The sequence below is a fragment of the Halosimplex aquaticum genome (assembly GCF_028747785.1).
Lineage (GTDB): Archaea > Halobacteriota > Halobacteria > Halobacteriales > Haloarculaceae > Halosimplex > Halosimplex aquaticum.
Genome location: NZ_CP118158.1, coordinates 338,251 through 350,439 on the forward strand (window position 1 = coordinate 338,251; position 12,189 = coordinate 350,439).

11 protein-coding genes are annotated in these 12,189 nt (G+C 69.1%); 1 reads left to right on the forward strand and 10 read right to left on the reverse strand.

Going from position 1 to position 12,189, the window contains the following annotated elements:
- Nucleotides 1-160: 160 nt before the first annotated feature.
- The gene (locus PSC72_RS01690; RefSeq protein WP_274324164.1) at nucleotides 161-937 is read right to left on the reverse strand and encodes a YihY/virulence factor BrkB family protein; all 777 of its coding nucleotides are present in this window, start codon (nucleotides 935-937) and stop codon (nucleotides 161-163) included.
- A gap of 228 nt (nucleotides 938-1,165) precedes the next feature.
- On the opposite strand from PSC72_RS01690, the gene PSC72_RS01695 reads away from it, so the two are divergent.
- Complete coding sequence (locus PSC72_RS01695; RefSeq protein ID WP_274324165.1) at nucleotides 1,166-2,527, forward strand: aryl-sulfate sulfotransferase; 1,362 nt, start codon at nucleotides 1,166-1,168, stop codon at nucleotides 2,525-2,527.
- Nucleotides 2,528-2,683: 156 nt separating this feature from the next.
- Here PSC72_RS01695 and PSC72_RS01700 read toward each other — a convergent pair whose 3' ends face one another.
- The 9 genes from PSC72_RS01700 to PSC72_RS01740 form a co-directional block, all read right to left on the reverse strand.
- Nucleotides 2,684-4,369: a hypothetical protein gene (locus PSC72_RS01700; RefSeq protein WP_274324166.1), complete on the reverse strand. Its 1,686-nt coding sequence runs from the start codon at nucleotides 4,367-4,369 to the stop codon at nucleotides 2,684-2,686.
- Nucleotides 4,370-4,652: 283 nt separating this feature from the next.
- A complete protein-coding gene (locus PSC72_RS01705; RefSeq protein ID WP_274324167.1) occupies nucleotides 4,653-5,471 on the reverse strand; it encodes an ABC transporter permease in 819 nt (272 codons plus the stop codon).
- The gene (locus tag PSC72_RS01710; RefSeq protein ID WP_274324168.1) at nucleotides 5,468-6,277 is read right to left on the reverse strand and encodes an ABC transporter permease; all 810 of its coding nucleotides are present in this window, start codon (nucleotides 6,275-6,277) and stop codon (nucleotides 5,468-5,470) included. Before PSC72_RS01710 ends, PSC72_RS01705 begins: the two co-directional genes overlap by 4 nt.
- A complete protein-coding gene (locus PSC72_RS01715; protein ID WP_274324169.1) occupies nucleotides 6,274-7,188 on the reverse strand; it encodes an ABC transporter ATP-binding protein in 915 nt (304 codons plus the stop codon). Before PSC72_RS01715 ends, PSC72_RS01710 begins: the two co-directional genes overlap by 4 nt.
- A 119-nt stretch (nucleotides 7,189-7,307) precedes the next feature.
- Entirely contained in the window at nucleotides 7,308-8,099 is a 792-nt protein-coding gene (locus PSC72_RS01720) for an Nmad3 family putative nucleotide modification protein (RefSeq protein ID WP_274324170.1), read from the reverse strand.
- A 10-nt stretch (nucleotides 8,100-8,109) separates the two neighbouring features.
- Entirely contained in the window at nucleotides 8,110-8,940 is an 831-nt protein-coding gene (locus PSC72_RS01725) for a 2,3,4,5-tetrahydropyridine-2,6-dicarboxylate N-succinyltransferase (protein ID WP_274324171.1), read from the reverse strand.
- A 71-nt stretch (nucleotides 8,941-9,011) separates the two neighbouring features.
- Nucleotides 9,012-9,776 carry a 4-hydroxy-tetrahydrodipicolinate reductase gene (dapB, locus tag PSC72_RS01730; protein ID WP_274324172.1) on the reverse strand — a complete coding sequence of 255 codons (765 nt, stop codon included), beginning with the start codon at nucleotides 9,774-9,776 and terminating at the stop codon, nucleotides 9,012-9,014.
- Entirely contained in the window at nucleotides 9,773-10,699 is a 927-nt protein-coding gene (dapA, locus tag PSC72_RS01735; protein ID WP_274324173.1) for a 4-hydroxy-tetrahydrodipicolinate synthase, read from the reverse strand. Before dapA ends, dapB begins: the two co-directional genes overlap by 4 nt.
- 301 nt (nucleotides 10,700-11,000) lie before the next feature.
- Complete coding sequence (locus PSC72_RS01740; protein ID WP_274324174.1) at nucleotides 11,001-12,173, reverse strand: hypothetical protein; 1,173 nt, start codon at nucleotides 12,171-12,173, stop codon at nucleotides 11,001-11,003.
- Between the last annotated feature and the right edge of the window lie 16 nt (nucleotides 12,174-12,189).

Consider the following 12,189-nt stretch of genomic DNA (forward strand, 5'->3'; position numbering starts at 1 on the left):
AGGGAATACACGCAGACAACGGCAGTCTACGCCCCGATCACCGGACCTTAATCCGGCCCCTGACCGGGTTTCGGTGACGACCGAGGGCCCCGCGCGCTCGATCACCTTGGGACCGCGGCCCACCAGCCGGTAGAGACGTCATGGGCCTCTCCGCGGGAGGTCAGGCCGTCACCGTTCGCGTCCCTCGTCGGACGGCGTTCACCGCCGCCCCGAGTAGCACGATGATACTCGCGAAGTACAGCCACGTGACGAACAGCAGCACGGCGCCGATCGCACCGTAGGCGGCGTACTGGCTGGCCCCGGACGCGTAGATCCGGAACCCGACCTGGAGCAGGACCCAGCCGACCGCGGCCACCACCGCCCCGGGGAGCACCTCTTCGACCGACACGTCGACCGGCGGGAGCACGTAGTATATCGGCAGGAACGCCAGCGCGAGGACGGCGATCAGCAGCACCGTCCCGAGCACGTTGACGAACGGGACGTTCAGCGACAGCACCGAGAGCGCCACTCCGACGGCGATGACGAACCCGACGGCGAGAGCGATCCCGAAGACGACGACGAGCGCGTCCCGCACCTGTTCGAGCAGGGACGCCTCGACCTCGTCGGTGTACACCTCGTCGAACGCCTGGTCGAGGCCGCGGAAGAGCTTCAGCGCGCTCCACGTCAGCGTGACCAGGCCGACCACGGACGCGATCCCGCGTCCGGTAGAGGCGGTCAACGCCTGCGATACGGCGTCCGCCCCCGACGAGGAGAGCTGCTGGCTGAGCATGCTCGTCACCCGTTCGGCCAGCGCCTGCCCGCCCACGGCCGTGGCGATCACGATGGCGAGTAACACCAGCGGGATTATCGACACGAACCCGTAGTAGGCGATCCCGGCCGCCAGGAACGTGAGATTTCTGTCACGCGCGAGCTCGACGACGGATCGAACTGTCGACATGCACGCAGTAACGGACCTGATCGGTTGAATCCACGGCTGGCGCAGTAAAGCGTCTCTATATCCGGCAGGCCGGGAATCAGCGCGGCGAACGCGTCGGTCGATTGTCTTTTCACAGTTCGATGCGAACGCGTCGATCCACCGTTTTCCCGTATTCGAGATAATCTTACAATATCAACCGTGATATCGAATAGAAGAGCTTATTTCGGTAACCAAGTGACGAGTACACTGATGGCAGAACTCTCCCGTCGTTCGGCAGTGCGCATCGGATTCGCCGCGGGTATCGTCCTCGGACTCGTCTTCCTCGGTGTGAGTTTTGCCACGGCTAGCGAAGCGACCACGTCCACTGCTCAAGATCAGAGCCGACTGTCGGCGAGCGAGCGCCACAGCATCGCCCCGCCGACCGAGAACGTCACCGTGGTCGCGGGCCAGGGATTCGGGGATCAACCGGGCGACGCCATCACGGCGTTCCGGCCCGACGGCAGACTCCTGCGCTACAACGACACCTACGACGAGTACCACGACGTCGACCCGGTCGAAGGCACCAGTCACACGGTGCTGTACGTCGCGGCGAACCACGTCGACGCCGACACCTGCGGCGCGACCGTGAAGTGTACGGTCAGCGTCATCGAAACGATGAACCTCTCGACGGGGGAGACCGACCGCCTGCACCGCTCGGTCGCGCCGCGGCGTGTCGGGGACAACACCCACGACGTCGACCGCATCGACGAGCACAGACTCCTCGTCGCCGACATCGCCTACGACCGAGTGTTCGTCCTCAACACGACGACGAAGGAGATAGAGTGGGAGTGGGAGGCCCAGACCGACTTCCCGCTCAGCGGCGGCGGCCCGTATCCCAACGACTGGACGCACGTCAACGACATCGAGGTCCTGCCCGACGGCCGATTCATGGTGAGCCTCCGCAACCAGGACCAGGTCGTCTTCCTGAAGCAGGGGACCGGGCTACTGGAGAACCAGACGCTCGGCGCCGAGGACGACCACGACGTGCTCTACGAGCAACACAACCCCGACTTCATCCCCGCCGAGCGCGGCGGCCCCGCGGTCCTCGTCGCCGACAGCGAGAACGATCGAGTCGTCGAGTACCAGCGCGAGGGCGGCAACTGGACGCGGACGTGGAAGTGGAGCGACGGGACAGTGGACTGGCCGCGAGACGCCGACAGGCTACCGAACGGGAACACGCTCATCGTCGATTCGAACGGGGGGCGCGTCCTCGAAGTCAACGAGTCCGGAGACGTCGTCTGGCAGATCGACTCGAAGTCGGTGTACGACGCGGAGCGCCTCGGAACCGGCGACGAGAGCACCGGCGGCGAGAGCGCGAAGTCCCTAGGCCTCCAGTCGGTGTCCGTCTCCCGGTCCGAGTCGAAGACTCTCTCACAGACCGTCAGGAGCGTCCTCCCCCAGGAGATCACCGGTGCTGTCGGGTTCGTCAAACCGATCTGGATGTCCTTCTTCGACGTCGTCGTCTCCGTCGGGATACTCGGACTCGCCTTATCCTGGGCGGGCATGGAACTGTGGAGCCGAAGGCACGTGGTGGCGATTCGCTCCCCGATAACGATCCGCGGGAACCGATAGCCAGGCGCCAGCGTCCGTTTCGCCTGATCTCGAAGTAGCTGTTTTCGCTGCCGACACGGACGGAACGATTCAGTCCGCAGTCTCAGCGGGAGCGGGCTCCGGACGACATCGCGCCGCTCGCCGATCGACGCGAGCGTGATTCAATCGACAGCCGGCTTAGTCGCCGCTCCCCGTCGAGCGGACCGCCCGAGCGGCGAGCGCGCAGACGGCGAATGCCGCCGCGACCGCACCGAACCCGAAGCCGGGGCCGCGAGAACTCGTCGGCTCGGGTTCGGCGTCGGCGGCCGCGTCCCAGGAGTCGCCGACGACCAGCGTGCCCGCCTCGGCGCCGTCGACGGTCACCTCCCCGGCGACCGCCGGGAACTCGACGGAGACGTTCGTCCGGGCGTCCGGCGGGACCTGGACCGTCTCGTTCGCGACGGGCTTCCCGTCGACCGCGACCGACAGGGTGTGGACCGCCGCCCGGTCACCGCGATTGACCAGCGTGGCCTCGACCGAGGCGTTGTAGCCGGTCCGCACCCAGTCGGCGAGTCCGCTCGCGTCGACCACGTCGACGCGCTCGGATCTCGGTGCGTGCTCGCCGCTCGGGGGCGCTATCGCCGTCTGATTCCGGGCCGTCGGCGAGTCCGTAGTCGTCTCGGACTCGACGACCGTCACCGGCGGCAGTTCCGTGTCCTCGACGGTGAGTTCGTGGTCACCGAGGTCGTCGAACGACCGCTCGAACGTGATCACGTCGGACTCGCCCGCGTCGAGTCTGAGCCCCTTCGTCGCCACGGGTTCGCCGTCGACGCGGAGCGCCACGATCTCCCTGTCGCTCTGGTCTCCCCGGTTCGTCAGCCGCACTTCGACGACCACGGACTCGCCGACGGCCACGGTCCGCTCGGCGATCCTCGTCTGGACGACCTCGAAGGTCGACTCCGCCGCCGTCTCGGCCTGTGTCGGCGTAACTGTCGCACCCTCCGTGGAGGCACCGACCCGCTGCGTCGCGGTCGGCGTCGCCGTCGGGGTGTCCGTGGGAGTTTCCGTCACCGCCGGCGTCGACCTGGGATCCGGCGTCGCTGTCGGCGTGGGCGAATCGGTCGCCGTCGGTTCAGGCGTCGCCGTCGGCTCAGGCGTCTCTGTCGACGTAGGTGACGGTGTCGCCGTCGGCGTCCGCGTCGCCGTCGGTGTTCCCGTGGACGTGACCGTCGCAGTCGGTGCGGTCGTTCGCGTCGCAGTCGGTGCGGCCGTCGCGGTCGTCGGTTCTGTCGTCGCGGTCGGCGTGGCCGTCGGCGTTGCGGTCGGAGACGGAGAAGGAACCTCCGTCTGGATCTCCGTTGGGACGGCAGTTATCGTGGCGGTCGGCGTCGATACGGGGTGTCCGGTTGTCGTGGCTTCGTTCCCGCTGTCCCCCCAGTCCCACCACTCGCCGTCTTCGTCGTCTTCGTCGCCCTCGTCGTCTTTCCCGTCCGCTTCGCCGTCCCCGTCGTCTTTCTCGTCCTCATCTTCGTCGCCCTCGTCGTCGTTCTCCCCCTCGTCTTTCTCGTCCTCATCTTCGTCGCCCTCGTCGTCGTTCTCCCCCTCGTCTTTCTCGTCCTCGTCGTCTTTCTCGTCCGCTTCGTCCTCGTCCTCTTTCTCGTCCGCTTCGTCCTCGTCCTCTTGGTCTCCGCCGTCACCGTCGTCCGCGTCCGTGTCGACCGTGTACGCGGGCCCGTCCGCGGGCGGGGAGACCCCGCCGGAGACGGTCAGTCCGTCGCTCAGTCCGGCGGCCGGACCCGTGCCGGTCGCGGCCGCTGCTCCGCCGAGCGTGACGACGCCGAGGAGGACGACTATCGCGAGCCGCGGCGAGGCGACGCGTTCCATAGTGGGAAGCCGCGCGAGTCACCAATTGTTAATCGCCCGTGAGTCCGAGTAACGTCCTCCTGCGGACGGGGGTCCCCAACCAGAACGTGCGCTTTGACTCGTCGCCCCGTCGAGCGCGGCGACTGGCCCGGTCGGCTGATGGCTCCCGAATCGCGCGTCCGGACCCACTCCGATATCGGCTCCGCGGCGCCCGTAAGCACTCTATTCGGCCGGTCGCGTGAGACGCCGGGCGACCCGCCGACCGGCCGCGACGCGACCGTCGCCGCCGTCGACGGCCGCGGGCCTACAGGTCAGCTCCCCTGAACCGGTGATAGCCGACCGCAACCGGGACGAGCGACCAGGCGACCAGCAGGGCGATGGCCGCCCACCAGTCCACGTAGAGGGGGAACCCCTCGCCGACGTACCGGGCCGCGCGCGGGACGTCGAATCCGGCGCGGACGAGCCGATAGTACGACTCGCTCGGTCCGGCCAATCGCAACAGCAGGGCCCAGTCGGGGATGTCGGCCAGCACCCTGGCGTCGAACCGGTGGAGGATCAGCAGCGTCAGCGAGTTGACGCCGCTCCAGAACGTCACCACGAACAGGTAGCCGCCGAACGCGCCCAGCGTGATCCACCTGTCGACCGTCGTCGCCGTGGAGAGCCCGACGGCGAGGCCGACGAACGCCACCCCGTAGAGCGCGCTCACGAAGAGGAACCACGGGTACATCGCGGCGCCGTCGGTGCCGTAGCGGACGGCGCCGATACCGCCCGCGACCGCCAGGGCGAGCAGCGTCGGCGCCAGCAGGACGACCGCGCGACCCACGAACGTCCCGACGACCACGTCCCGGCGCGAGTGCGGGAACGACAGCGAGAGGAACAGGCTCCCGCTGGTTCGCTCGTGTACGACGGACTTGTACCCGAGGAGGATCGCGACCACCGGGAGGACGACCGCGACCACCCCGGCGAGGCCGTTGAGGAACGACGGGAACGTCGACTCGCCCAGGAACTCGTGACCGTACGCGTACCCCCACGAGACGGCGGCTAGCAGGCCGAACAGCAGCCAGATCGCCTTCGACCGACCGGCGTCGCGGACGTCCTTGCCCGCGATGACGCGCCAGCTCACGCCAGATCCCTCCCGGCGAAGCGGGCGTACGCGAGTCCCAGCGGCCCGACGACCCAGAGGACCAACAGGCCGAGCGCGAGCCACTCGGAGAGGTACCAAGCGTCGCCGACCGAGCGAGCCGGGTCGACGAACCCGGCGGTCACCCGGCCGAAGACGTGACCGGGTTCCAGTTCGATCAGGAACCGGACGGGCCACGGGAGGCCGTCGTCGGCGAGGCCGGCCGCGCTCAGCCCGAGCGTGAGCGCCCGTTCGACCGCGTCCCAGACGACCACGAACAGGAAGACGAGTCCGAACCCGAGCACGAGCGCGCGCCGGCTGGTGGCGACCGCGAGCGAGACGGCGATCCCAAGCCCGCTCCAGACAGCGCCGAACGCGACCGTCAGGGCGACGTAGAGGAGGAACGGAACGAGTTCGAGGTCGCCGAAGGGATAGACGACGAGCGCGCCGGCCGCGACCAGCGCGCCGACGACCGCCGCGGTCAACAGCCCGGTCCGGCTGGCGTAGGTCCCCGCGACCACGTCGCGGCGGCTGTGAGGCAGCGAGAGCGTCAGCCGGATCGCCCCCGACTCCCGATCGCTCACGACGGCGTTGTAGCCGAGGAGGATGCCGACGAACGGGACCAGCGTCGTCACGAGCCCGTGGACGAACCCAGAGAAGCGAGCCGTCGTGTACGGCTCTCGCCCGATCATGGGATAGACGTACCCCGCCAGGACGACGGCGGTGACGAGCATGCCGAGCAGGAGTTTGACCGAGCGGGCCTCGACTGTCACGTCCGCGTCCCGCCCGGCGACGACCCGCCAGCTCATCGAGCGCTCGTCCCCGTGTACTCGATGAACATGTCCTCGAGCGAGGCCTCCTCGGTGCGGAAGTTCACCACGTCGACGCCGGCGCCGTGGAGGGCGACGAGGATGTCCATCTTCGCGTCGTTCGTGCAGGTGACCTCGACGGTGTCGTCGTCGCGCGCGACGGCCGTCTCGACCCCCTCGACCCCGCGGATCGTCGTCAGCGTCCCCTCGTCGAGCGGGTCGAGGGCGAGGACGAGTTTCGTTCCGCCGCCGAGCGACTCGCGGAGCCCCTCGATCGTGTCGACGGCGACGAGTTCGCCGTCCTGGAGGATGCCCACCCGGTCGCAGACCGCCTCGACCTGTTCGAGGATGTGCGAGGAGAAGAAGATGGTCGCGCCGCGTTCGTTCTCCTCGCGGAGGATCTCGCGCATCTCGGCGGCCCCGTTCGGGTCGAGCCCGGTGCTCGGCTCGTCGAGCACGAGCAGATCGGGTTCGCCGACGAGCGCCATCCCGAGCACGAGCCGCTGGGCCATCCCCTTGGAGTAGTCGCTGGCCTGCCGGTCGGCGTCCTCGCGGATGCCGACCCTGTCGAGGATGTCGAGCGGGTCGGCGTCGGCCTCCTTCGAGCGGATGGCGTACTCGACGTGCTGGCGGCCGGTGAGCCGGTCGAACACCGAGTACCCCTCGGGGAGGACGCCGATACGCTCGCGGGCCTCGACGCCGCCGCGCTGGCAGTCGTGACCGAACAGTTCGATCGACCCCTCGGTCGGCTTCACGAAGTCGAGCAGGAGGTTGATGAACGTCGACTTCCCGGCGCCGTTCGGCCCGAGAAAGCCGAACGTCTCCCCCTCCCGAACGGTGAGATCGACCCGGTCCAGCGCGGTCTCCGTCCCGTAGCGCTTCGATACCTCGGTCGCCTCGATAGCTTCCATGTACACCTACTGTGGTAGCGGGGTAATAAGGCCCGGAGCCGAGTTTCAGACCCAGCAACTGTGGGCACCGGCCGGTGAACCCAGCCGTCGATCGGCCCAGGCGCCGCAGTCGACCCGTGCTACGACCGGCGTTCGACGAACGCCGCGAACGCGTCGGCGTCCACGTCACACCGGACGGCGGGCTTGAACCCGCCCAGGTGCGCGCCGCGTTCGCTCCCCGACCGGGGTTCCAGAACCTCCGCGACCGCCTCGTCCATGTAGTAGTTCGGCCCCGTCCGGCGGTCGCTCAGCCGGATCGCCCGGTCGAGCAGGCCGCCGGGTTCGCGCCCGGGGACGATCACCACCGGGCGCGGTCGCTCGGTGAAGTCGGCGTCGTGGCGGTAGAGGTCGCCGTGCTCGGCGAATCGCTTGGCGTGGGCGTTCTCGGGGTGGTCGTCCAGCAGTGCCGCTTTCTCCCCCGGGTCCATCTCGGGCTCGACGACGACCGGCGACTCGGCGACGGTGAAGTACCCGAAGAGATACCGGTGTTTGTAGTCCGTCTCCGGGCCGGGGAAGCCGCCGTAGAAGGCAACCGCGTCGCCCGGGTCGAGGTCGCGGAGCTTGGCGACGTAGCCGGGCCGGTGCTCGCCGTAGGTGAGCGCCTCGAAGTTCGGGTCGCGGTGGACCGGCCGGTCGCGGATCGCCTCCGGGTCGGTGAGCCAATCGCCGTCGCTGGCCGGTCTGACGCCGTCGAGCAGGTCCGCGAGCGAGCCGTCCCGGTGCCGACAGTCGAGCGTCCCGTAGGTTGCCGTCTCGCTCGTCGCGCCCTTCTCCGGGATCGGGACGTACTCGAACCGACCCGCCGGATCGACCGCCGGAACGGGCCTGACGTTGCCGGTGTCGGCACCGACGCCGCAGAGGACGACAGTCACCGCTGTCCGCTCACTCCCGCAGCGCGTCCTCGCGCTCGGTTGCTTCCAGCGTCTCCTCCTCGACGCTCGTGGCGACGACGGCCGGCTTGTACGCGCCGCCGTCGATGAGGTCGTGGTCCGAGACCGACGACTCGACGAAGCGGGTGAACGCGCGGCGCTCCGGCGGGAGTTCGCCGTAGAGGACCTCCTCCTCGACGAGGTCGTAGACCGGAATCCGGGGCGTCAGGAGCGTGTTCTCGCCGACGACGGAGTTCTCGCCCACGACGAACCCCGAGGTGACGCGACAGCCCGCGCCCAGGGAGACGCCGTCCTCGACGATGACCGGCGCGTCCTCGACCGGTTCGAGCACGCCGCCGATGAGCGTGTTGGCGCCCAGTTTCACGTTATCGCCGATCTGTGCGCAGGAGCCGACCGTGTCGCAGGAGTCGACGAGCGTGCCGTCCCCGACGTGTGCGCCGATGTTGACGAACGCCGGCGACATGAGGATGGCGTCGCTGCCGACGTAGGCGCCCCGGCGGATGACCGTGCCGTCGGGCGTGTTTCGGGTGCCGCGCTCGGCCAGGTCCTCGGTCTCGCGCAGCGGGAGCACGTCGTGGTAGGTCACGTCGCCGTACTCGCGGGCTTCCGTCTCGCGCAGGCCGAAGTTCAGGAGGATGCCCTGCTTGACCCACTCGTTGGCCTCCCACTCGCCGCCGGACTTCTCGGCGGCGCGGACCTCGCCGGCTTCGAGCGCGGCGAGGAACTCCTCCAGCACCGCGAGGTGGTCGTCGGTCGCGTCGGCGGCGGTCAGGCCGTCCTGTTTCTTCGCCCAGAGGTCCTCGACGTCGGCTTGCAGACTCATTGCTCGGGCGTTTTCGCTCCGGCGTAATAGCGGTCGTGGTCTGGCCCCGTCGACCGCCGCGGCCAGACGCGTCACTCGGCGTCGATGACCTCGTCGAACTCGTGCCAGCCGTCGCCCCGGTCGGCCAACCAGACCGCGGCGTCGAGCGCGCCGGCGGCGAAGACGGCGCGATCCTCCGCGCGATGGGAGAGCGAGACGACCTCGTCGTTCCCGGCGAGGACGAGCTCGTGCTCGCCGCGGACATCGCCGGCGCGGCGGGCGAACACGCCGATCTCGTCGTCCTCGCGCGGCGCGTGGCCCTCGCGCCCGTAGACGGGTTCCACGTCGCGCTCGTCCTGGACGGTTTCGAGGATGGTGTTCGCCGTCCCGGAAGGCGCGTCGACCTTGTCGTTGTGGTGAGTCTCCATCAGTTCGAGGTCGTAGCCGTCGAGCGCGCCGACGGCCTCGGTGACCGTGCGGAGGAGCACCTGGATCCCCCGGGAGAAGTTCGTCGCCTTCAGGACGGGGATCTCGTCGCTGGCCGCTTCGAGCGCGTCGAACCCGTCGTCGTCGAAGCCGGTCGTCCCGACGACGAGTCCCACGTCCACCTCGACGCAGGCGTCGACGATGCCCAGCGCCGCCTCCGGGAGCGAGAAGTCGACGACCACGTCGGGGTCGTGCTCGGCGAGCGCCTCGGGGACCTCGTCCGCACCGACGACGGGGACGCCGCCGATCTCGCCGGCGTCGCTCGCGTGGAAGCCGACGACGACCTCCACGTCGTCGCGTTCGGCGGCCGTCTCGATGACCGTCCGACCCATGCGCCCGGCCGCGCCGTTGACCGCGATAGCCGTCGTCATCGCTCAATCTCCGCGTACTCGTCCTCGTAGTCGAAGGTCTCCGCTTCCAGGTCGTCGAGCACCGCTTCGAGGTCGTCGCGGTACTCCTCCGAGAGACGGGTCAGCGGCGAGCGCATGCGTGCCGGACCGTAGCCCCGGATCTGCATCGCTTCCTTGACCGGGATGGGGTTCGTCTCGACGAAGAGTTCGCGGAACAGCGGGCCGAGGCGGTGGTGGATCTCGCGGGCGCGCTCGAAGTCCTCGGCGAGCGCCGCGCCGACCATCGCGCAGGTGCGCTCGGGTTCGACGTTCGCGGCGACGCTGATCGCGCCCGTCGCGCCGACCGAGAGCATCGGGACCGTCATCCCGTCGTCGCCCGAGAGGACGTCGAGGTCGGTGTCCCGCGTCCGCTCGATGATCTCGCTGATCTGGCCCATGTCGCCGCTGGCCGCCTTGTAGCCCTGGACGTTCGGGTGTTCGGCGAGTTCTTCGACGGTCTCGGGTTCGATGTTCTGGCCGGTTCGGGACGGGACGTTGTAGACGATCTGCGGGAGGTCGACCTCGTCGGCGATCCGCTCGTAGTGCTCGACGAACCCGCGCTGCTCGGGCTTGTTGTAGTACGGCGAGATCAGGAGGAGCGCGTCGGCGCCGGCCTCGGCCGAGCGCCGGGAGAGCGAGAGCGCCTCGCGGGTGTTGTTCGAGCCCGACCCGGCGATGACGGGCACGTCGTCGACGGCGTCGATGACCGCCTCGACGACCTCGATGTGTTCGTCGTGGGTCATCGTCGCGGACTCGCCGGTCGACCCGCAGGGGACGAGGCCGTCGACGCCCGCCGCTTCGAGCCGCTGGGCGTCTCGTCGGAGCGTTTCGAAGTCGATACTGCCGTCGTCGTCGAACGGCGTGCACATCGCGGGGTACACGCCGCGGAACTGGAACGTTGTCATTGGGTGGTGTTCGCGTCGGTGGGTGATAGGCTGCCCGGGATCGGTCGTCGGGCGGTACGGCGGACGGTCGCGGTGCGTGCAGTGCGCCCGCACGCGCTCCGCGACCGGTCGGAATCGGCCCGCGACGAGGACGCCACGCTCGCCGGGAGCCGCTCACGACCGTTTGCGTTTCGGAGAATCGGCGAACACGCCGGTCCCGGCGGCGACTGCGACGGAGGATCCGGCGTGGAACATGTGCGACAGACGGAGAGCGAGCGACTTAGTGGTTGTGGACGACGGCCCGCTGGCCCGACGGGTCGCCTCACCCCTGCATGAACGCCCGGAGCACGTCCAGTTCCTCGTCCTCGGTCACGCGGTCGGACTCCATGCACGCGTGGATCACCTTGTGTGTGAGTTCCGGCGGGAGCGAGCCGACCGGCTCGCCGGCACGGGTCTCACTCGCGGTCCGTTCTGCGCTCCCCCCGGGAGCCGCGTCGCTGTCGTCGGCCACGCGCGTTTCCAGCACCGCGACTCGCTCGTCGAGAGTGGCGATGGTCGACCGCACGTCGTCGAGCCCCGACGGTCGTTCGCCTTCGACAGTGCCCTCCGATTCGCTCCGATCGTCGCGATCCGCCCCCGATCCGTCGGCGCCGTCCCCCGACGATTCGACCCCGGGGCTCGACAGTCCGGCGTCGCCCACGGTGGTATCGCCGCCTCCGTCGGACGGGGAGTCCGCGTCGTCGCCGAAGACGGCTTCGGCGAACGCGTGGCGGTCGGACCACTCGAAGCCCGGGATCGCGTTGAGTCGCCGACAGACCGTCGCGCGCGTTACGTCGAGGTCCTCGGCGAGGTCGCCCTGGGAGGCGTCCGGCCGCTCGTAGAGCGCTCGCAGGGTCCGGTGCTGTTTCTCGGAGAGCGACGACGCCGCCGGGATCTCGTCGGGCGTCGGGTCCGCGTCGTCCGCTGTCGGTCCCGTGTCGTCCGGTATCGGTTTCGCGTCGGAAGAGACCAGTTCGGAGCCGCCGGGCGTCGGATCGGCGGCGCCCGGTACCGATCCCGCGTCGTCCCCCATCGGATCGGTGCCGTCCGGCGTCGAACCGGTGTTGTCGGGCGTCGAATCGGCGCCGTCGGCCACCAGTTCGGCGTTCCCCTGCACCGAATCGGTGTCCCCCTGTGTCGATTCTGTTCCCCCGTGCGTCGAATCAGTGTCCCCCTGCATCGAACCGGTGTCGTTGGATGTCAGATCGTTGTCCCCCTGTGTCGAATCGGCATCGTCTGATGTCAAACCGTTATCTTTTTCCGTCGAGCCGGCGTCGGTCTCGTCCCCGGATTCGTCCCCCTGGTCGCCGGCGTCCGCTTCGCGGCCGGGATCCCCGTACTCGTCGAGTACGCGCTCGACGAGGTCTGTAGACGCCCCGCTGACTTCGTCGGCGATCGCGGCCAGCGACGCCTCAGGGTCCGACGCCGCGACGTCGAGGATCCGACGGTGTATCATGGCACGCGGCTTATCA

What these genes read in the sequence shown, in the direction of transcription:
- PSC72_RS01690 (WP_274324164.1), bottom strand. Translation starts at nt 937, where the DNA reads ATGTCGACAGTTCGATCCGTCGTCGAGCTCGCGCGTGACAGAAATCTC.
- PSC72_RS01695 (WP_274324165.1), top strand. Translation starts at nt 1,166, where the DNA reads ATGGCAGAACTCTCCCGTCGTTCGGCAGTGCGCATCGGATTCGCCGCG.
- PSC72_RS01700 (WP_274324166.1), bottom strand. Translation starts at nt 4,369, where the DNA reads ATGGAACGCGTCGCCTCGCCGCGGCTCGCGATAGTCGTCCTCCTCGGC.
- PSC72_RS01710 (WP_274324168.1), bottom strand. Translation starts at nt 6,277, where the DNA reads ATGAGCTGGCGGGTCGTCGCCGGGCGGGACGCGGACGTGACAGTCGAG.
- PSC72_RS01715 (WP_274324169.1), bottom strand. Translation starts at nt 7,188, where the DNA reads ATGGAAGCTATCGAGGCGACCGAGGTATCGAAGCGCTACGGGACGGAG.
- PSC72_RS01725 (WP_274324171.1), bottom strand. Translation starts at nt 8,940, where the DNA reads ATGAGTCTGCAAGCCGACGTCGAGGACCTCTGGGCGAAGAAACAGGAC.
- dapB (WP_274324172.1), bottom strand. Translation starts at nt 9,776, where the DNA reads ATGACGACGGCTATCGCGGTCAACGGCGCGGCCGGGCGCATGGGTCGG.
- dapA (WP_274324173.1), bottom strand. Translation starts at nt 10,699, where the DNA reads ATGACAACGTTCCAGTTCCGCGGCGTGTACCCCGCGATGTGCACGCCG.
- PSC72_RS01740 (WP_274324174.1), bottom strand. Translation starts at nt 12,173, where the DNA reads ATGATACACCGTCGGATCCTCGACGTCGCGGCGTCGGACCCTGAGGCG.